The organism is Marinobacter sp. bablab_jr008, from assembly GCF_016464145.1.
Lineage (GTDB): Bacteria > Pseudomonadota > Gammaproteobacteria > Pseudomonadales > Oleiphilaceae > Marinobacter > Marinobacter nauticus.
Genome location: NZ_JACDWW010000037.1, coordinates 1 through 19,200 on the forward strand (window position 1 = coordinate 1; position 19,200 = coordinate 19,200).

General features: G+C 57.5%; 17 protein-coding genes and 1 rRNA gene. 9 read left to right on the forward strand and 9 right to left on the reverse strand.

Features of this window, described 5'->3' with window-relative positions; genetic code table 11:
• Positions 1-87: ribosomal RNA gene (gene rrf / locus JIF53_RS02090) — 5S ribosomal RNA — on the forward strand; the annotation flags it as partial.
• Between the two features lie 66 nt (positions 88-153).
• Here rrf and JIF53_RS02095 read toward each other — a convergent pair.
• The 9 genes from JIF53_RS02095 to JIF53_RS02135 all read right to left on the reverse strand — a co-directional run bounded on the left by JIF53_RS02095 (position 154) and on the right by JIF53_RS02135 (position 12,405).
• On the reverse strand, positions 154-906 hold the full coding sequence (locus JIF53_RS02095; protein WP_199451747.1) for a response regulator: 753 nt from the start codon (positions 904-906) through the stop codon (positions 154-156).
• Between the two features lie 148 nt (positions 907-1,054).
• Positions 1,055-1,735: a sensor histidine kinase gene (locus JIF53_RS02100; RefSeq protein WP_014421940.1), complete on the reverse strand. Its 681-nt coding sequence runs from the start codon at positions 1,733-1,735 to the stop codon at positions 1,055-1,057.
• The gene (locus JIF53_RS02105) at positions 1,732-3,372 is read right to left on the reverse strand and encodes a tetratricopeptide repeat-containing response regulator (RefSeq protein WP_199451748.1); all 1,641 of its coding nucleotides are present in this window, start codon (positions 3,370-3,372) and stop codon (positions 1,732-1,734) included. Before JIF53_RS02105 ends, JIF53_RS02100 begins: the two co-directional genes overlap by 4 nt.
• Entirely contained in the window at positions 3,369-6,887 is a 3,519-nt protein-coding gene (locus tag JIF53_RS02110; protein ID WP_199451749.1) for a PAS domain-containing hybrid sensor histidine kinase/response regulator, read from the reverse strand. The genes JIF53_RS02105 and JIF53_RS02110 overlap by 4 nt, the downstream gene beginning before the upstream one ends.
• Positions 6,888-6,914: 27 nt before the next feature.
• Positions 6,915-7,421 carry a hypothetical protein gene (locus JIF53_RS02115; protein WP_199451750.1) on the reverse strand — a complete coding sequence of 169 codons (507 nt, stop codon included), beginning with the start codon at positions 7,419-7,421 and terminating at the stop codon, positions 6,915-6,917.
• Positions 7,422-7,518: 97 nt separating this feature from the next.
• On the reverse strand, positions 7,519-9,285 hold the full coding sequence (locus tag JIF53_RS02120; protein WP_022991676.1) for a sodium:solute symporter family protein: 1,767 nt from the start codon (positions 9,283-9,285) through the stop codon (positions 7,519-7,521).
• 6 nt (positions 9,286-9,291) lie between these two features.
• Positions 9,292-9,555, reverse strand: coding sequence for a DUF4212 domain-containing protein (locus tag JIF53_RS02125; protein WP_011784417.1), 264 nt, complete (start codon positions 9,553-9,555; stop codon positions 9,292-9,294).
• A gap of 210 nt (positions 9,556-9,765) precedes the next feature.
• A complete protein-coding gene (locus JIF53_RS02130) occupies positions 9,766-10,473 on the reverse strand; it encodes a PolC-type DNA polymerase III (protein ID WP_121208670.1) in 708 nt (235 codons plus the stop codon).
• Positions 10,474-10,488: 15 nt separating this feature from the next.
• Positions 10,489-12,405 carry a putative nucleotidyltransferase substrate binding domain-containing protein gene (locus tag JIF53_RS02135; protein WP_199451751.1) on the reverse strand — a complete coding sequence of 639 codons (1,917 nt, stop codon included), beginning with the start codon at positions 12,403-12,405 and terminating at the stop codon, positions 10,489-10,491.
• 181 nt (positions 12,406-12,586) lie between these two features.
• Between JIF53_RS02135 and smrA the strand changes: the two genes are divergently transcribed.
• From smrA to JIF53_RS02175, 8 genes are all read left to right on the forward strand, one after another.
• Entirely contained in the window at positions 12,587-13,168 is a 582-nt protein-coding gene (smrA, locus tag JIF53_RS02140) for a DNA endonuclease SmrA (RefSeq protein WP_014421934.1), read from the forward strand.
• Positions 13,169-13,221: 53 nt separating this feature from the next.
• Entirely contained in the window at positions 13,222-13,413 is a 192-nt protein-coding gene (locus tag JIF53_RS02145) for a hypothetical protein (RefSeq protein WP_023011386.1), read from the forward strand.
• A gap of 59 nt (positions 13,414-13,472) precedes the next feature.
• Entirely contained in the window at positions 13,473-13,961 is a 489-nt protein-coding gene (locus JIF53_RS02150) for a (2Fe-2S)-binding protein (RefSeq protein WP_023011385.1), read from the forward strand.
• Position 13,962: 1 nt separating this feature from the next.
• The gene (locus tag JIF53_RS02155; protein WP_199451752.1) at positions 13,963-16,161 is read left to right on the forward strand and encodes a xanthine dehydrogenase family protein molybdopterin-binding subunit; all 2,199 of its coding nucleotides are present in this window, start codon (positions 13,963-13,965) and stop codon (positions 16,159-16,161) included.
• Between the two features lie 89 nt (positions 16,162-16,250).
• Positions 16,251-16,877: a methylthioribulose 1-phosphate dehydratase gene (locus JIF53_RS02160; RefSeq protein ID WP_199451753.1), complete on the forward strand. Its 627-nt coding sequence runs from the start codon at positions 16,251-16,253 to the stop codon at positions 16,875-16,877.
• Positions 16,874-17,431, forward strand: coding sequence for a 1,2-dihydroxy-3-keto-5-methylthiopentene dioxygenase (locus JIF53_RS02165; RefSeq protein ID WP_199451754.1), 558 nt, complete (start codon positions 16,874-16,876; stop codon positions 17,429-17,431). Before JIF53_RS02160 ends, JIF53_RS02165 begins: the two co-directional genes overlap by 4 nt.
• Positions 17,431-18,123: an acireductone synthase gene (gene mtnC / locus JIF53_RS02170; RefSeq protein ID WP_199451755.1), complete on the forward strand. Its 693-nt coding sequence runs from the start codon at positions 17,431-17,433 to the stop codon at positions 18,121-18,123. The genes JIF53_RS02165 and mtnC overlap by 1 nt, the downstream gene beginning before the upstream one ends.
• Positions 18,124-18,133: 10 nt before the next feature.
• Positions 18,134-19,195 carry a DUF3080 domain-containing protein gene (locus JIF53_RS02175; protein WP_199451756.1) on the forward strand — a complete coding sequence of 354 codons (1,062 nt, stop codon included), beginning with the start codon at positions 18,134-18,136 and terminating at the stop codon, positions 19,193-19,195.
• The last annotated feature ends 5 nt before the right edge of the window (positions 19,196-19,200 follow it).

A 19,200-nucleotide genomic window follows, 5' to 3' on the forward strand; every position in this document is an offset into this window, starting at 1 on the left:
CTGATCCCATCCCGAACTCAGAAGTGAAACAGACCTGCGCCGATGGTAGTGTGGCGTTGCCCATGTGAGAGTAGGTCATCGTCAGGCGCCTAATGCCTAAAAACCCCCGACAGCGAAGCTGCCGGGGGTTTTTTATTTCTGCCTTTATGGTCACTAGCGACCGATTAATTCAATAACGCCGCCAACAATGCTATGCAGCAAACTGAATTGTTCATCGGTGCGCGCAATATAGTCGTCCAGAACCCCTCCCTGCCATGTGACAAGCCAAACCAGTGCCACCAGACCCGCAATGGATAAGCCGCCCAGCCAGCGCATTTGCCGTCGTTGCTGGTCTAACTTCTGAACCTGTTGTAACTGACATTCGGTAAAGGCAGCGCGCAATTCACGGATTTCTTCCTCCAGCTCTTCATAGGCAATTTCCAGTGTGGACAGGCGCCCGGTCATACCCCGGGAGTTCTGTTCCGTTGCTTCCAACCCGTGATGTCCTCCTTCCTCAACGGCCAGGCGGATGGCTTCACTTTGTTCCTGATCAGGCACGTTAGACAGAATGATATCCAGCGTTCGCATCAGCTGGTCCCGGTCCACCTGCTTACGAATGACACCGGCAGCACCGAGGGCTCTGGCTTCCTGTAGGTAACGTTCTGCGTTCTGGGAGGTATACATGAATACCGGGATGTCCCGCGTCTCCGGCTGCTGCTTGAATCTCTCCAGTGCCTGAAAGCCATTCATACCCGGGAGGAGATGATCAAGGAAGATAAGGTCGAAATGTTCCTGCTGAAGCAGGGGAAAGGCCTGCTCCGCAGTGGCAACCCCTTTGGTGGAGATATCCGCCCGTTCAAGCAGCCGGGACAGCAGAATACGGGCCGTTGACGAGTCTTCGATGATCAGTGCGTGCCCTCGCGGCATGAGAGAGCTCCTCCCTGGAAGTGACAGACGTTGTTACGCCGTGATGAATCAGTCCGAAAGACTCGGGCACTATAAGTGCAGCTCAGAAAATATGCAGTGGGTTGGCGGGCCCGGGTTCCGTTTTTGAGACTCCCATTTCATTTTTGCGTCAGGGCAGCCAGATTTCGAATACACCTCCACCCAGGCTGCCGCCGTTGTGCAGTTTGATGGAGCCGGTTCGCTCGCCTTCGCTATGCAGTGCGGCCACAGACGAGGCGAAGAACAGCCCCAGGCTGGTACTGCCGGTATTGAAGTCCAGCGACTTGAAACTCAGGGTACCAGTATGTTGCATGCTTTCCGGGTAGCCCTGGCCATCATCTTCAACCCCCAGCACCAGATAACCGTCTTCTTCGCGCGCAATAAGCCGTATCTGGCTTTTGGTATAACGGATGGCGTTGTTGATGGTGTTGTTGAGTACGCCGGTCAACAGGTCCTCGTCGAAAAAACCATTGATGTCATCTGCGGCAATTGAATATTTGAGGCCGAGTCCCTGCAACAAAGGGATATGCCTGGCGAGGTGCTCCTCCAGGAAATCCGGCACAAAATGCTCGTCAATGTGGGCAGAGAGATTGTTTTCTCCCAGGCGATAGATACCCAGTAACTGAACCAGATCGTTATGCATACGCTCGGCTTCGTACTGGAGCATGTTGAATTTGTCGGAGCCAGCAAGGGATTGCTCATGTTCACCACGAAGTTCGTCGAGGCTGTTCAGTAACATGCCGAGAGAATTTTTCATGTCGTGCACGGCAGAGGCCAGCACCATCGAAAAGTCGATGTTTGGGTCGGTCATGCGGTCAGTCCTTTCAGTTTTCGGGTGAGGGCCAGGTATCGACGGTGTTGACGATGCTGCTCTGGCAGCTTGCTCAGACGATCCAGGCGCTGTTGGCAGGCAGCCAGTAACGCAGGCTCCGGGCTCTGGTCATATTGCTTCATCAACACCTGAACCAGGTTCAGGTTCAGGGCGGCATGGTCCGGAACGATCGCCAGGGCTTTGTTGAAGGCTTCCACTGCAGCGTCAAGATCGCCTGCCTCAAACGCTTTGATGCCATCCCGGTTCATGCTGCGCGCTTCCAGTTTCTGACGGAAGCCAACGGGCTCGTCCAGGAGGTTTTCAATTTTCTGCAAGGTGTCCGGGTCGTTATCAAATCGTGAGGCCAGATCGCCGAGGATTCTTTTGGCCTGATCTTCCCGGCCCATCCGGAACAGGGTTTTTGCGAAATCCAGCCCCATATCGGCCGGGAGTTCCGCCAGGCTCTCGAGCTCCGAGCTGACCGCGGTAAGAATCTTTTCGGCCTCCCGGTGGCGGCCTTGTCCGGCATGGAGACGGCACTGCACGATCCGGCTTTTGAGCCCGATGGTTTCATCGTTGTCGAACCGTTTCTCCATTTTCGTAAGCACAGAGAGGGCTTCTGACGAGCGCGCCGCGCCTTCTTCGTCCAGATCGCCCTCGCTCAGATCGGACAGGCTCTGGGCGAGCGACAGGTAATGCTCTGCATTGTCGTGTATGGAATAGGTGCCCAGAGACACCGTCTGTCGCCAGGCCTGGGAGGCGGTGTCAATATCCTGGTTTGCGCCGGCAAGTTCAGCGAGATGCTTCTGGCGGAGCAGAGCGTTGGGGGAATGTTCAGCTGCTTTCTCAAGAACCTGTTGGGCCTGGGCCGATCGTCCCTGTTTCTGAAGGCCTTCGGCCAGCAGGTCGTAGGCTTCCATATAGTCCGGGTGTTTTTCAATCAGAGCCTTGAGGCCGTCGACGGCCTGATCAAAGTTCCGGTTGGCGAGCAATACCTTACACCGGCCTAGCCGGGCCCAGGACAGCTCCCGCTGATTCAGAACATCATCGTAGACCTTCTGGGCGTGGGCCAGGTCGCCGACCATGAAGTAGAGTTCCCCGAGTGTCTTCATCAGCCAGGTTTTGTAGCGGGGCTGTTTGGGCAGGGTTTGCAGGCAAAGAACGATGGCTTCCGGGTAGTTTTCCCGGTCGATCTCCCGGGTGATGGGGAGCAGGGCATTGCGCTGTTTGATCAGGCTGCCCAGACGTTGCTCCAGCATGGCACGGTTAATGGGCTTTGTCAGATAGCCGTCAGGCTGATATTCCCGTGCCCCCATGACCATTTCCTTGGAGGTTTCCGCGGTTACCATCAGGAACAGCGATGAGCGTTTGAGGAGTTTCTTGTGCCTCAGCTCTTCCAGTACGTGCTGGCCGTTTTTGCCTTCCCCCAGGTTGTAATCGCACAGCACGACATCGACGTGATTGTAGGTACAGTACTGGATGGCGGGCGTGGCGTGAGCAACCAGCTCAATCTTGTCGGCACCACAACTGCGGAGCATCTGCCGCATGGATAGCCGAAAGTTCTCGAAATCGTCGACAACAAGAAAAGTAAGCTTGCCAAACGGATTTACTGCGTCTTTCCGGTCGGATGGATTCATGACCGCTTCTGTTTAAGTAGTTTGTTTACGAGTGCTCGCAGGGCTGCAGGCTTCACTGGCTTGTACAGTACCTGGTAGCCCCGGTTGCCTGCGTCGTCACGTACCTCCGGCGCCATATAGCCGGTAATGAGGATGCCGGGAATGTCGCTTCCCCGATGTTCCCTTATGCTGTCCATGGCATCCAGTCCATTGCGGTTATCATCCAGCTGATAATCAGCCAGTATAATATCGGGCCTGCGTGCGTTCAGTTTGTCCAGGGCATCATCCAGGCTTTCGGCGGCAGTGACATCACACTGCCAGTTGCCCAGCAACGCGACCATGCCTTGCAGAATGGCTGCGTCATTGTCGATGCACAGAACGTGAAGGCCCCCGAGATTGGAGACCCGCCTTGAACTGCTGCCGCTTTTCTGGGAATCCAGCCGGCTTTGATCGGCCGGGGCGACCGGAACCGTGATCCCGAATACGCTGCCTTTGCCCTGGATGGAGTGCACGGTGACGGGGTGATTCAGCATGCCGCTGATACGATCAACAATGGCCAGGCCAAGCCCCAGCCCCTTCTTGTCGCGACCATGCTGGAATCGGCGGAACTCCTCGAAGATGTGATTAAGCTGGTCATCCGACATGCCCGGGCCGGTATCCCAGACTTCAATGCGAAGATAGCCTTTGAGGCGTCGGCAGCCCATCAGGATCTTGCCGCTTGCAGTGTAGCGGATGGCATTGGACAGGAAGTTCTGTACCACACGACGCAGAAGTTTCGCATCGGAACGGACCCAGGCGGTACTGGGGACTACATGCAGTTCCAGCCCCTGATCCTTGGCGATGGCTGAAAACTCGGTGGCCAGATGCCGAAGCAGCTCGTTGACCGGAAACACGCCGATATCCGGCTCAAGCGCCCCGGCATCAAGCTTTGAAATGTCCAGCAGTGTACTGATGATCTCCTCAGCCGCGCCCAGCGAGCTGTCGATGTGGTCTACCAGATCCCGGGTTTCGCCCTCGTTCACTTTGCCGGACAACGCGGAGGTAAAGAGTCTTGCTGCGTTCAGGGGTTGCAGCAGGTCGTGGCTTGCAGAGGCAAGGAAGCGGGTTTTACTCTGGTTTGCCTGCTCGGCTACCGACTTGGCCTTGAGCATCTGCTCATTGATCACCTGCAGTTCCTGGGTACGCTCCCGGACCCTTTGCTCCAGATAGATGTTGGTTTCCTTCAGGGCCTGCTCGGTCCTGCGCATGGCGGTAATGTCCTGGAATGTGGTGACATAGCCGCCGCCTGGAATCGGACTGCCATCCACCCGGACGACCGTGCCGTCGGGGCGCTGACGCTCGTAAGACATGGGTTTGCCTTCACGCATGCTGTTACAGCGGTTCTCGACGATGTCGTCAATTCGACGGGCAGACAGGTTGGCGTTGGTGAGGTTATAGCGCATCAGGTCTTCAACCGGCCGGCCAACCCGGACAAAGCCCTTGGGATAGTTGAACAGCTCGAGATAGCGATGGTTCCAGACGACAAGTTGCTGCTGATGGTTGACCACGGACACGCCCAGGCTGATGTTCTCGATGGCAGACTGCAGTAATTCCCGGCTGAAGGTCATGGCCTGGGAGGCTTCATCGACAATGCTGACCACGTCCTCAATCTGCATATCGCGGCCAGTCAGGGTCGACTCCAGAACCACGCGGGCGGTGGAGGCTCCAATCACCGATGCCAGCTGGCGCTCTATGTACTTCATCAGGTGGGTGGAAGCTGGCCGCTGAGGATAGAGCCGGATGGCATTACGTCGTTCGTAGTTCCTGAAAATGCTTTCGGAACGTTCTTCCCCCATGAACCGGTCGGTCAGGGCCTGCAGGTCGGAGGTAAGAATCTCACCCTGCCAGCTCTGGTGCTGGGCATTCTCGGCTTTGGGCTGCGCATCGTGGAAGAACGCGGCAATCTGAATCTTCTCCCGAATACGTTGCCGGGTAATCAGGGAGAGCAGAATATAGGCCCCGGTGTTTACCCCCAGACTCCAAAGAATGCCATGGCTAATCTGATCCAGGTCGGAACCGAACAGGGCTGTTGGTCGGGTCCAGTTCCAGCCAAACAGGCCGTGCTCAATCAGGGTATCCGCAACCCACCCGGTGGATACCAGCGCGGGCAACAGCAAGGTGTAACACCACATCAGGAAGCCCAGCCCAAGGCCCCAGGCAGCTCCGGTGAAGTTACCCTGGCGCCAGAGAATACCGCCTACGAGCGCGGGACCAAACTGGGCCGCTGCGGCAAAGGACAGTAAGCCAAACGCCGTCAGGCTGTAGTCTTCGCCAGCCATGCGGTAGAAGCCGTAGGCGGTCAGCAGTACTACAAAGATGGCAACCCGCCGGATCGTCAGCAGCAGGAAGCTGAGATCAGTTCGTCGGTTCATGCCTGGTCGGAAGAACTTGAGCAGGCCTGGCATGATGATTTCATTACTCACCATGGTGGCTATGGCGACGGAACAGACAATCACCATGGCGGCCGCCGCTGATCCACCGCCCAGAAACGCCAGTACGGCAAGCCAGTGTTCCCCTGCCATGATCGGCAGTTGCAGGATGACGATGTCCGGATCGCTGCCCGCCAGGTGAGTGCTCAACAGTCCGGCTGCGGCAATGGGAATGACGAATGCGCTGGCGATGATCAGATAGATCGGCATCGCCCAGCGAGCGACCTCAAAATCCCGGTGATCGGTGTTCTCCACCACCATCACGTGAAATTGCCGTGGCAGGCAGATGATGGCCAGCATGGCAACCAGCGTCTGTGTGAGGAACGCAGGGGCTTCCAGCGACTCTGTGGTAAGCGTGCCCATCAGGTCAGCTTCGCGGACTCGGGTAAACAGGTCCCCGAAGCCATCGTACAGCCCGTAGCCAACAAACAGCCCCACCGCCACAAAGGCGATGAGCTTGATCAGTGATTCAAAGGCAACGGCCTGGATCATGCCCCGATGATGTTCTGTGGACTCCAGGTGCCGGGTTCCGAACAGCACGGTAAAGACCGCCAGAGCCAGGGTGATGTACCAGGCAGAGTCGTTCCAGGCCGCTGTACTCAATTCCTGATAACTGTCACCGGTGCCCGAGAGGACATTAAACCCCAGGGCAATGGCTTTGAGCTGAAGGGCAATGTAGGGAACGCTGCCGATCAGGGCAAAGATGGCCACCATGGCCGCCAGCACCTGGGATTTGCCGTAACGCGAGGCAATAAAGTCGGCAATGGAGGTGCTGTTGTTGCGTTTACTGATGTAGATGATGCGCCGGAGCAGCGGCGCAAAGAAAATGAATACCAGTAACGGGCCCAGGTAGATGGGGAGAAATGCCAGACCTTCCTGGGTGGCCCGACCAACTGCGCCATAGAAGGTCCATGACGTGAAATAGACGGCCAGGGACAAACCGTAAATATGGGTTCTGGCCAGACGGCGCTTGTAGAGCCCCGGGTGCCGGTCACCTGCCCAGGCGATCAGGAACAGCAGTGAAATGTAAGTGATCGATATAAGGACAAGCAGCCAGGCGCTAATCATGGGGTCTTGTTATCCGCTCCTGTGGTCTCAGCTTCTGCAAATGATGGTATAGAGTGGATCGTCGCTCTCCAGCAACTTCATGTTATCTACTCTCGGCGCCCCGTCGGAACCCAGTGGTACCAGCTCCCGGCTGCCACAGTTAATGAGATGAATCCGGTGCGAAACCGCATCGGTGACCGTCTGCTCGAAACGGTAAAGGGTGAAGCGAACAATGTTCTGATCACCGGTATCACGGCTGATACTTTCATTGTCGACCGCAGAGAATGAGGTCACGTAGGGAAACACAAAGGTCCAGGGGCGAAAGAAAATTCTCTCCTGTTCGGTGGCCACAACCACAGCTTCTTCCGGCAGCATGGCTCGTTTGTGGTCATACCAGGTGTATTCTCCATAGATCAGATAACCCAGCATGCCCGCACCGGCAAAGACCGGAATCAGCCACTTCGGGGCTTTTTTGGCGGTGGCCGCGCGAATACCCATGGCGATGCCAGCGGCACCAAGACCGCAAAAAACGGTGGCTACAAATGTCCAGAACATACAACGGTTTCCTCAAAAAAGAACGGGCTCCCTCACTGAGGAAGCCCGTTCGGTTTCAACCTGTCATCAGGTGCGATGAATCAGATTGTCTTTCGCTTCAGTGATCCTGGGCAGTACCGGCACCACGCGGGTAGCGGACGCTTTCAACCAGTTCCTGAATTTCAACGGGCGGCTCTGCAGTCACCTTGGATACTGCGAAGGCTACCGCAAAGTTGACGATCGCACCAATGGCACCGATAGACAGCGGGGAAATACCCAGCACCCAGTTCTCGGGAGTGTCTGCCAGATTGTTGGTGCCCGGGATGAAGAACCAGCCTTTGTACACGAAGATGTACACCAGAGTGAAGATCAGGCCGGACAGCATGCCCAGAGTCGCGCCCACGTTGTTTACGCGTTTGGAGAAGATACCCATCATCAGTGCCGGGAACAGCGAGGCAGCCGCAATACCGAAGGCAAGGGCAACCACCTGAGCCGCGAACCCTGGCGGGTTTGCACCGAGATAGGTGGCGACAACAATGGCAACGGCCATGGATATCCGGGCAGCCATCAGTTCGCCCTTATCACTGATACTGGGGTTGAATCGTCCCTTGATAAGGTCGTGACTCACCGCCGAGGAAATCGCCAGCAGCAGGCCGGCGGCTGTCGACAGCGCGGCTGCAAGACCACCGGCTGCGATCAGGCCAATGACCCAGCCTGGCAGGTTGGCGATTTCGGGGTTGGCCAGTACCAGGATGTCACGGTTAACCACCAGTTCGTTGCCGTTCCAGCCGCGGGCCTGGGCTTCAGCTTCAAACGCAGGTACGTCGTTGTAAAGCTGGATACGGCCGTCTTCGTTTTTGTCGGTAAACTGAATCAGACCCGTTACTTCCCATTCCTTGACCCAGTTCGGGCGCTCATCATATTCGATGGGAGCGGCCTGGGTTCCGTCCGGGTAGATAGTGGTCATCAGGTTCAGGCGAGCCATGGAAGCGACAGCAGGAGCCGTCAGGTACAGCAGGGCAATGAAGACCAGAGCCCAGCCGCCAGACCAGCGCGCGTCAGCCACCTTGGGCACAGTGAAGAAACGAATGATAACGTGTGGCAGACCGGCAGTACCGATCATCAGGGACAGTGTGAACAGAACCATGTTCAGTTTGTTGTCCACATCAGCGGTATACTCGTTGAAACCGAGATCAGTGATGACCTGGTTCAGCTTCTCAAGCAGCGGCAAGCCAGAGTCGGTATGGGTAGAGAACATGCCCAGGCCCGGAATCGGGTTGCCTGTCAGTTGAATGGAAATGAATACTGCGGGAATCGTGTAAGCGACAATCAGTACACAGTACTGTGCTACCTGGGTGTAGGTAATGCCTTTCATGCCACCGAGTACCGCATAGACGAATACAACAACTGCTGCGATGATCAGGCCGGTGGTGGCATCCACTTCCAGGAAGCGGGAGAAGGCCACACCAGCGCCAGCCATCTGGCCGATAACGTAGGTTACCGAGGCAACGATCAGACAGATAACGGCTACCAGTCGCGCGTTTGCGCTGTAGTATCGATCCCCGATGAACTCCGGAACCGTAAACTTACCGAACTTCCTCAGGTAAGGAGCCAGCAGCATGGCCAACAGGACGTAGCCACCGGTCCAGCCCATAAGGAACGTGGAGTTGGCATAGCCACCGGCCGCGATCAGACCAGCCATGGAGATAAACGAAGCGGCAGACATCCAGTCAGCACCGATTGCGGCGCCGTTGGTGATAGGATGCACACCACCGCCCGCAACGTAGAAATCGCTGGTACTGCCGGCCTTGGCCCAGACAGCGATGGCGATGTAGAGGAGGAACGAGCCCCCTACGAACATAATGTTGATTGCAAATTGGCTCATTTGTCCTTACTCCTCATGCACGCCGAATTTTTCGTCGATCTTGTTCATGCGCCATGCATAGTGAAAGATCAGAACAATGAAGGTAAGGATGGAGCCTTGCTGGGCAAACCAGAAGCCCAGATCGGTGCCGCCTACGGGGATTCCCGCCAGCATCGGGCGTAACAGAATAGCGAAGCCGTAAGATACCAGGGCCCAGATAATCAGGCTCCCGAATATCAGGCGTAGATTCGCCTTCCAGTAGTTTTCAGCGTCGTAGCTATGACCTGACATACAATCACTCCTGTATTGTTGTTGTGGAGATTGGGTGTTTTTTTGGTGAGGTGTTGCGGATAGAGAATTTATTATTCATGTAGTACTTCTCCGACTTGTTGTCTCCTCCGACTTTACCGGTCAATGGATTTATGGATATTGGCAAATGGTCTAACTCTCAGTAACTTGCCTTGTATTTGGTCAAGGACATCGCCAGTAGATCCTGTTCCGCTAATAGCGGTGCATATGCTGTAAACGGCGTTGATAATGCAGCTTTTCACTGAGTTCTTTGAGAGTTTTGACGTCGTTTTTCCGGGCTTTATTGAGGGCTATCAGTGCCAGTTCTGCGGTAACCAGCGCGTCGGCTGCGGCGTGATGGCGTTCACTGATTTCCAGGCCAAATACATCCGCCCAGTCGTCCAGACCGCGCCCTTTGATCGTTGCTTTCGGGAAGAACGCCGGCATCAGCTCGGCAACATCCATCCAGACGTGGGGCAGGGTGTAGCCCAACTGGCTTTTCAGTGTCTTTTCGAGGAACTTCTGGTCGAAGGCGGAGTGGTAGGCAAGAATCGGGTCCCCGTTCATCCATTCCAGAAGGTAGAGCAGTGCATCCTGGGTTTCGTAGCCCTGAGTCAGGGCTTCTGGGCCGATGCCATGGATCAGCACGGTTTCCCGAATGTCCAGTTCAGGGCGGCGCAGTATCAGGTCAAACTGGTCATTCAGGTGGATGACACCACCTTCGATGGCAACCGCTCCGATGGCAATCACTTCATCTTTGGACGCGTTCAGGCCGGTGGTCTCAAGGTCAAGGACAATCAGCCGGCTCCGGGACAAGGGCTGGTCGCCAACCGTTTTCGGGCTGGGCAGATTGGCGGCATCGTGTTCGCCGACCGTTCCACCGCGCCTTCTGGCCAGCCACTGTTTGATGTATTCCAGCATGATCTGTGCGCGGGCCTATAGTTGATACGTAACTTCGAGTTTCTGCTGGAGCCGCTGGGCCTGGCGGAAAGACTCGCGAAGTATGCGCCGGTCCAGAGGATTCAGGTCGTCCGGATCGATGTAATTGGTCAGATCCTCGCCCCGGTCGAGCATCTCCTGATGAGCACGCATACGGATGGCCTGAATCAGGCTGTAGGCTTCCTTCCAGGCGTTGGCGTCCTTGGCGTCAAAGATGTCTTTTCTGGCCAGGGCGTCAATGCGCTCCAGGGTATTGGCGGCTTCCACCCCATGGGCCAGTGCGAACACCCTTACGGATTCCACAAATGGCGCCAGGCCCTGACGTTTCAGATCCAGCGAGTGTTTCTTCTCGTCGTTCAGATAGCGGAAGTTCCGGAACATGGTCAGGGGCGGTTTTCGCTGCAGCGCGTTGCCAGCGAGCATTTTCTGGAACAGGGCGTTCTTGCGGATGCGTTGGAGCACCTTCTCCAGCAGACGATGGAGTGGCTCAGTGGGGCCGAAGACCGCTCTCATATCCAGGAATATCGACGAGTAGACCAGGTTCTGGGGGGTTGAGGCATCAATAAAGCGGATAAACCAGTCGTCCCATTCCCGGTCACTCAGGCAGAGTTTGGGGTTGCTGGCCATAATGTTGCCTTTGCACAGGGTGAACCCGCACTCTGCCAGTTCGTCGTTGACCTTGCGGGCAAAGGGCAGCAGTTTCTCACGCACCTGGTCTTCGGTCATGCCCTCCGGTGTCTCGAACAGAATACCGTTGTCCTGGTCGGTCAGCAGTGTTTGCTCCTGGCGGCCCTCACTGCCAAAGGTAAGCCAGGTAAACGGAATGCCAGGGTCGTTCTTCTTGAGGTTAAGTTCGAGTACCCTGCGCACGGTGACATCGTTCAGGGTGGTAATGATCTTCACCACCTGGCCCGAATCCGCGCCGTGGGCCAGCATGGCGTCGACCAGCCTTGAGACATCGGAGCGAAGGCTGACCAGGGTACGCAAGTGGGTGGCAGTGCCGATGGTTCGAGCCAGGTTGACCAGGTCTACCCGCTGAAGAGAAAACAGATCCCGCTCGGATACCACGCCAATCAGGCGGTCCTCTTCGTCGACCACACACAGATGGGCAAAATGGTGTTCCGCCATCAGCATTGCCGCCTCAAAGGCGTCCGCTGTGGCGGGCAGGCGACAGGGATTGCCTGTCATCACCTGACGAATGGGCGTGTCGAGGGGGCCCTTTTCCTCAGCGATCATGGTGCGCAGGTCGCGCAGCGTGAAAATGCCGGTGGGATGGCGATTGTCATCGGTGATGATGATACTGCCCACATTATTCTCGTGCATCCGGGCTACGGCCTTGCGAACCGGCAGATCCGGCGAGCAGACAATCGGGTTGCGCAGCGCGTAGCGCTCCAGGGGGGTGTCGAGGCTGTTGCTGGAGCCAATGGAAGCCATGGCCTTGGACTGGATGCGCTGATTGACCTGGTCCAGCAGGCTGCTCACGCCCCGCAGACAGAAATCGCGAAAGGATTCGCTTTCGGAAAACAGGGTGATGAAGGCGTTCTGTTCAATACTGAGGCAGAAGGTATCGCCGGAAGCCCTGTGTAGCGTTCGGGTCGGGCGCTCGCCAATCAGTGCCGCAAGCGGAAAGCACTCACCCTGGCTGATTTCAAAGGTGGTTTCTGCCCGGTCTTCTTTTTCATTGTGGCGCTCACCCCGGATACGTCCCTGCTTGACCACATAAAACCGCTTGACCACTCCATCGTCGGGCGAGAGCACTTCGTCGCCATCGGCGTAAAACCTCAGGGTCGCATGCTCAGCAAAATGGGCCAGATGGGTGTCGTCCATGCTGGAGAACGGGGCATGTTCCCTCAGGAATGACATAATCGCTCGGGTGTTCTGAGGGCGGGTAGTGTCCTGATTTGCTGCGGCCATATCGTGATCCGTAAGCTTGGGAGCCAGGTACGGGGAGCTCCGTCATTATTATTCTCCGCTTGCAGTGTAGTTCAGCGGAACCCGGAGGGGCTCTACGATTTTCGTCGCAGAGCTTTTCTTTATGGTAGACCGGTGCGGTGATAGAGTTCTGATACTCGTCAAACCGGAATCAGTTAGTGTCATGACCAGTAAAGATGAACGCCTTGCCTTCCTCGAAGAAATGAAGGATGTGCAGCGGATACGCAAACCCAATCGGGCCGAAGTATCGGTGCCCAAGGAGCTGACGCCCGGGCACCTTGAACGCCAGAGGGCGGCGGTTGAAAAGCCGGTGCGAGACCTGAACCCACTGACGTCCGATATGGTAGAGCCGCTAACGGCACACGACATTCTCAGCTGGCAGCGCCCAGGCGTGCAGCATGGGGTTTTCCGCAAGCTGCGTCTTGGCCAGTACCCGATCGAGGCCCGGCTGGATCTGCATCGCATGACGGTGGAGGAAGCCCGCCGGGAAGTGTTCGGTTTTATCAACGACTGCGTACATTACGGTTTGCGCTCGGTGATCATCCTGCACGGCAAGGGAGAACGCAATCCTGATGGCATCGCCCAGCTCAAGAGCTACCTGGCGAAGTGGTTGCCGGAGCTGGACAACGTTCTCGCTTTCCATTCGGCAAAGAAACACCACGGTGGCACCGGCGCGGTTTACGTAATGGTCAGGAAAAACGATCGGGAAAAACAGCATAATCGGGAGATCCATGGTTCCAGATAAGGAATCGTCTGGATCATTCGCTACGACGGAAACACCGAATCGGGAGAATTAAGATGCGTTTGATTTTTGTGGCTTTGATTTCTGTACTGACATTGGCCGGCTGTAAAGACCGGGTAATCTGGAACGATAACGGCAAAGTGGAAAGTGCCACCCAGAACCGTGAAGTGTGGGATTCCAACGGCAAGCTGGAAACCGGTGAGCGCAAAATCTGGGTAAACAAGGATGGTGAAGACGTCGTCAAGTAAAGGCGTGGCGGTAAAACGCGCCGAACCTGCCAAAACAATAACATGATGAGGAGCACGGAATGGCTTTCACGCTGACTGTGAACGGTCGCCAGCATTCGCTGGATGTCGAACCCGATACCCCGTTGTTATGGGTGCTGCGGGATGAACTTGGGCTCAAAGGGACCAAGTTTGGCTGTGGTGCAGGCCTCTGTGGCGCCTGCACTGTGCACCTGAACGGTCAGCCCGCCCGTTCCTGCTCTACGCCGGTGGAGATGGCTGAAGGTGCCGAAATCACCACCATCGAAGGCCTGTCCGCTGATGGCGAGTTGCATCCGTTACAGAAAGCCTGGGTGGAACAGGGGGTGCCCCAGTGCGGTTATTGCCAGTCTGGCCAGATCATGACGGCCGCGCACCTGCTGGCCAACAACCCCTCTCCGGATCGCGAACAGATCGTCACCGCCATGACCGGCAACCTGTGTCGCTGCGGCACCTATACTCGCATTGTGGCTGCGGTTGAGTCCGTCGCCGGTGGTGTGGGTCAGTACCAGCCGGCCGGGGAGGATGCGTAATATGGCGATGAATCGACGGGATTTCCTGAAGGTCAGCACCTCGGCTTCCGGTGGACTGCTATTGGCGCTGAATCTGCCTGGTTGTGCCTCCGTGCAAACCGGCTATGAGCCTGAAACCGGTGAATGGAAACCGAACGCCTGGCTGGAACTCACCCGGGACAACGACATTATTTTCACCCTCGATCGGGTTGAGATGGGCCAGGGCACCTACACCGGTCTTACCACTTTGATAGCGGAGGAGCTGGATGTAGCGCCGGAGGCCATTCGCGTGGAATTTGCCCCGGTTGCTCCGGAGTACCGTAACCCGTTGTTCGGGCTTCAGCTTACCGGTGGCAGCACCAGTGTCGCCTCCAGTTGGCAGCCCCTGCGGGAGGCCGGAGCTTCGGCGCGACTGATGCTGGTGATGGCCGCCGCCCGGGTTTGGCGGGTCGAGCCGGGACAATGCAAAACGGAGGGCGGGTACGTACGCCACCCCAACGGCCTGGATTCCATGCCCTATGGCAAACTGGTGGAGTTGGCGGACAAAGAGGTGATTCGTGGTGATGTGCCACTAAAACCCCGTTCCCAGTGGAAATACATCGGCCGACAGGCCGGAAGGCTGGATGCCGAGGCCAAGTCCACCGGCCAGGCGATGTACGGGATAGACGTAGAGCTGGCGGATATGGTCTATGCCGTTATGACCCGGAGCCCCCGCTATGGCGGACTGGCGGTCAGTTTCAACCGCGATCAGGTTCGGGCCATGCCGGGCGTGCTTGATGCCTTCATCACCGAGCGCGGTGTGGCCGTAGTGGCAGATCGCTACTGGCGAGCCCGCAAGGCTCAGGAAGCGCTGGCGGTTGAGTGGGATTTTTCCGAGGCCGTCGGGTTATCCAATCCGGACGTGTTCAAACACTATCGTCAGGCCGCCGGTGACGATCCCGGCGAGGACGAACGGGTGGACGGTGACCCCGAGGCTGTTCTGGAGAAAGCGGGTACCCTGGTGGAGGCAGAATATGAGCAGCCGTACCTGGCCCACGCCACCATGGAACCAATGAATGCGACCGCCTGGTATCGGGACGGTGGCATGGAAGTCTGGGCGCCGACCCAGGCCCCGGACCTGGGCCGCATAGCCGCCGCGCGACACACCGATCTCTCTCCGGATGACGTGACTATCCACACTACCTTTCTTGGCGGTGGCTTCGGCCGCAGGTTGACCCAGGACTACATTGAGGAAGCAGCCCTGGTCGCCTACCGGGTGAAAGTGCCGGTCAAACTGATCTGGTCCCGGGAAGAAGACACCCGCCATGGCTTTTTCCGCCCCGCGATGTTGCATCGTATGGCGGCCAGTCTGGAGGATGGGCAGCTGACGGGCTGGGATCATCAGATTGTTGGCCCGCAGATACTTGACTGGTACGTCCGGAACGCTGCACCAGCCCAGTACCCCTGGGCACCAAAATTACTGTACGGCACATTGGGCCGGGTTGGCCTGATGGTTGAAGGTATCGCAACCCCGAAAGACATTTCGGCCATTGAGGGTGCTATTGGCTATCCCTACGCGGTACCCAATGTCCGGGTTCGGCATACCCATACTGACCCGGGCGTGCCAATTACCTGGTGGCGCTCCGTGGGCTATTCCCACAATGGTTTCGCGGTTGAGACCTTTATGGATGAACTCGCCAACCAGGCCAACGAAGATCCAGTCAGTTTCCGGCTGAAACTGTTGGAGAGTGAGCCCCGTCATCGGCGGGTTCTGGAGCGGGCTGCCGAGCTGGCGGGCTGGAACCAGCCGGTGCCAGAGGGCAGGGCGCGCGGAGTGGCCTTGTTCAAGAGCTTTGGTACCTATGTTGCCCAGGTGGTGGAAGCCAGTATTGAGCAGGGTGGAATTCGCGTTCATAAGGTCACGTGCAGCGTGGACTGTGGTCAGGTGGTGAACCCGCGAATTGTCGAGGATCAGATGACCGGCGGCATTGTCTTTGGCCTGACGGCGGCGCTGAACGGGGAAATTACCCTGGACGGCGGCGAGGTGCAGCAAAGTAACTTCCATGATTATCGTCTGCTGCATATGCATCAGGTACCGGAGATGGTGGTGGATATTGTCGACAGCGAAGAGCCGCCCACCGGCGTTGGGGAACCTGGCGTCCCGCCGGTGATTCCGGCCCTGGGCAACGCCTTGTTTGCGCTGACCGGCAAGCGCCAGCGCCGTCTGCCCCTTAAAGCCTGAGCGGAATCGGTTTTACCCGGGCTGGGGTGGTTCTATAATGGCGCCAGATTCGCGCCCGGGCAGGGCTCGTACCAACCCGGAGGATGCCTGTGTTTGATGTAACCCGCTACGCCACCGCCGCCCAATCCATCGTCGAGGCCGGCCGCTTTCTTTACGACCGCGGCTGGTCGCCCGCCACCAGTAGTAATTATTCGGCCCGTATCGATGGCGACCATGTGGCGATTACGGTATCTGGCCGGCACAAGGGCCAGTTGGGCGCAGGCGACGTCATGGTGGTGGATCTGCACGGCCAGCCGGTACAAAGCGACTGTCGCTCGTCGGCAGAAACCCTTCTGCACACGGTGATCTATCAGCTTTATCCCGAGGTTGGCGCCGTTCTGCATACGCACTCGGTCAAGGCTACCGTGCTCAGCCGCCTGACCCCGGCGGGGCAGGCACTGGAGCTGGAAGGCTATGAATTACAGAAAGCTTTCAGTGGCGTGCAAACCCATGAAGGTAGGCTGATTGTTCCCGTTTTCGACAACACCCAGGACATTCCGGCACTGGCTGAAGAAACCCGGGACTGGTTTGCCCGCCATCCGGAACAGCCTGGATACCTTATCCGCGGCCACGGTCTTTACACCTGGGGTCGCACCATGGCCGACTGCCTGCGCCATATTGAAGCCTTTGAATTTCTCTTTGAATGCGAACTTGAAACCATGAGGTTACGCCGATGACCACCCTGAGCATTTTTCATCAGAACCAGCCCGAGCAGGCGCACACGGTTGTGACCGACCCGGCGACGATCCGGGAAAAGCTGAGCACCCACGGCGTGCATTTTGACCGTTGGGCAACCCGCGATCTGCCGGCCGACGCCACCCAGGAAGAGATTCTTGAGGCCTACGCCGACGAAGTGGCAAAGCTCAAGCAGGACTGGGGATTTCAGACCGCCGACGTGGTCAGCCTGACCGCGGATCACCCCCAGAAAGACGCGTTCCGCCAGAAATTTCTGGATGAGCACACCCACAGCGAGGACGAAGTGCGCTTCTTCGTTCGTGGTCAGGGGTTGTTTTACCTGCACTTCGGTGACCAGGTATACGCGCTGCTGTGCGAGAAGAATGACCTGATCAGTGTGCCTGACGGCACCCGGCACTGGTTTGATATGGGGCCGGAGCCTGAGTTCACCTGTATCCGGTTATTCAGCAACCCGGAAGGCTGGGTTGCGAGCTTTACCGGTGAGGATATCGCTTCCCGGCTGCCACGTTATGAGAGCCTGGCGGGAGGGGCCTGATGATTCGAGTGATTCTGACGGACATTGAGGGCACCACCAGTTCGATCTCCTTCGTGCACGATGTCCTGTTTCCCTACGCCAGCGAGCACCTGCCAGGGTTTATCCGGGCCAACCACCACACTCTGCCGGCGGTGGCGGAACAGCTGGCTCGGGTGGCAGAGATCAGCGGTACCGACCGGAAAGACATCGATGGCCTCATCGATGTACTGCAAGGGTGGATTGCCGAAGACCGCAAGGAGGGTTCACTAAAGGCGCTGCAGGGCATGGTCTGGGAGCAGGGGTATCACAGCGGTGAACTGAAAGGCCATATCTATCCGGATGCCGCGGATTATCTCCAGCGCTGGCATGATCGGGGCCTGAGACTGTTCGTATATTCTTCCGGGTCCGTCAAGGCCCAGAAGCTGATCTTCGGTCATAGCAATGAAGGCGACTTCACGGTTTTCTTCTCTGGTTATTTCGACACGGCCGTCGGGGGCAAAAAGGAGTCCCAGTCCTATCGCAACATTCTTGCGGAGCTGGGGGTAGACGCGGGCACAGTGCTGTTTCTGTCCGATGTTGAGGAAGAGCTGCGTGCCGCCGAGGAAGCCGGCCTGAAAACCGCCTGGCTGGTACGAGAGGGCGAACTGCCGGGTACCGCTCGGGTCGTGGCCAGGGATTTTTCGGAGGTTGATGCGCTGTTGCGCAAACGATAGGAGGTGATTCATGCCCGGGCGCCGCTGGTATTCATGGCTGGTACCGGCTGTGTGTGCACTGAGCCTGCTCGGGTGCAATCCCTTTTCAGACGCTGAATCCCTCACCGATGAGTACCTGGAACGTTTGGCCCGGGTACTCGATACCGCGCCCGTTCCCAGGGCCGAGCTGCCCGCCGCCTCCATTCCACCCAGGCGGAGAGAACGTATACTTGCCCTGCCGGAGCTGGATCTGGGCATGCTGGATTTTCTGTCGCTGTACGGCTGCGAGCTTCAGTATGTGGTGGGCGAACGCAATTCCGTGATGGGCAAGGTGATGCAGCCCATCAATCAGTTACGCTATGAGATTCGTTTTATCCGAGCTGCGGAGGCCTGTCTGCCCCAGGTAGACGACGAGGAACTCACAGAAGCTCTGGAATCCGCCATTGAAAGCAAACGGGACAGTCTGCCGCTGGCGGTCTGGAATGCCACCTGGGGGACCGAAGAGGTGGAGCGCCAGTTTACCCTGTCTAAAGGCTATTATCCGGTGGCGGAAGCGGGTAATCCCGCGTCGGATCTGGTCAGGGATCTGCAGCAGTTGAACCGCCAGGTGGAAGCCATACTGGCTGATAAGCTTGAGCTATCTCTGGAGAACCTCGGCCAGGTTCATCAGCGCTGGCAGGCGGATGTGCTGGCGGGCCAGACTATTAACAGCGCGCGCTTGCTGATCAGCACCCTGAATGCCGGCACCGAGCTGCTCGGCACTCGATTGGAGGGCAGGCCGCTGTGTCTCAACGGCCAGCCCAATAACCAGTCGGAAATTGTTCAGAACTTCTTCCTCAGTATCTATATCGGAAAAATCCAGCCGTACATGAGTGATGTCAGCCGGGCACGGGATTCGCTGATTGCAGGCTTTGCGGAACTCGCCAGGCAGCAGCAAGCCGTGATGCCTGAGAGTTTTACGCCCTGGTACCAGCGCCATCTGGCGGCTGATACCAAGAATAGCCTCTGGCAGGAACTGGATCAGGCCATGATGCGGCATACCCGGCACTGGCAGGATCTGTTGGGGCAGTGCGGGCTTCGTCCGGGCGCCTGATTGTC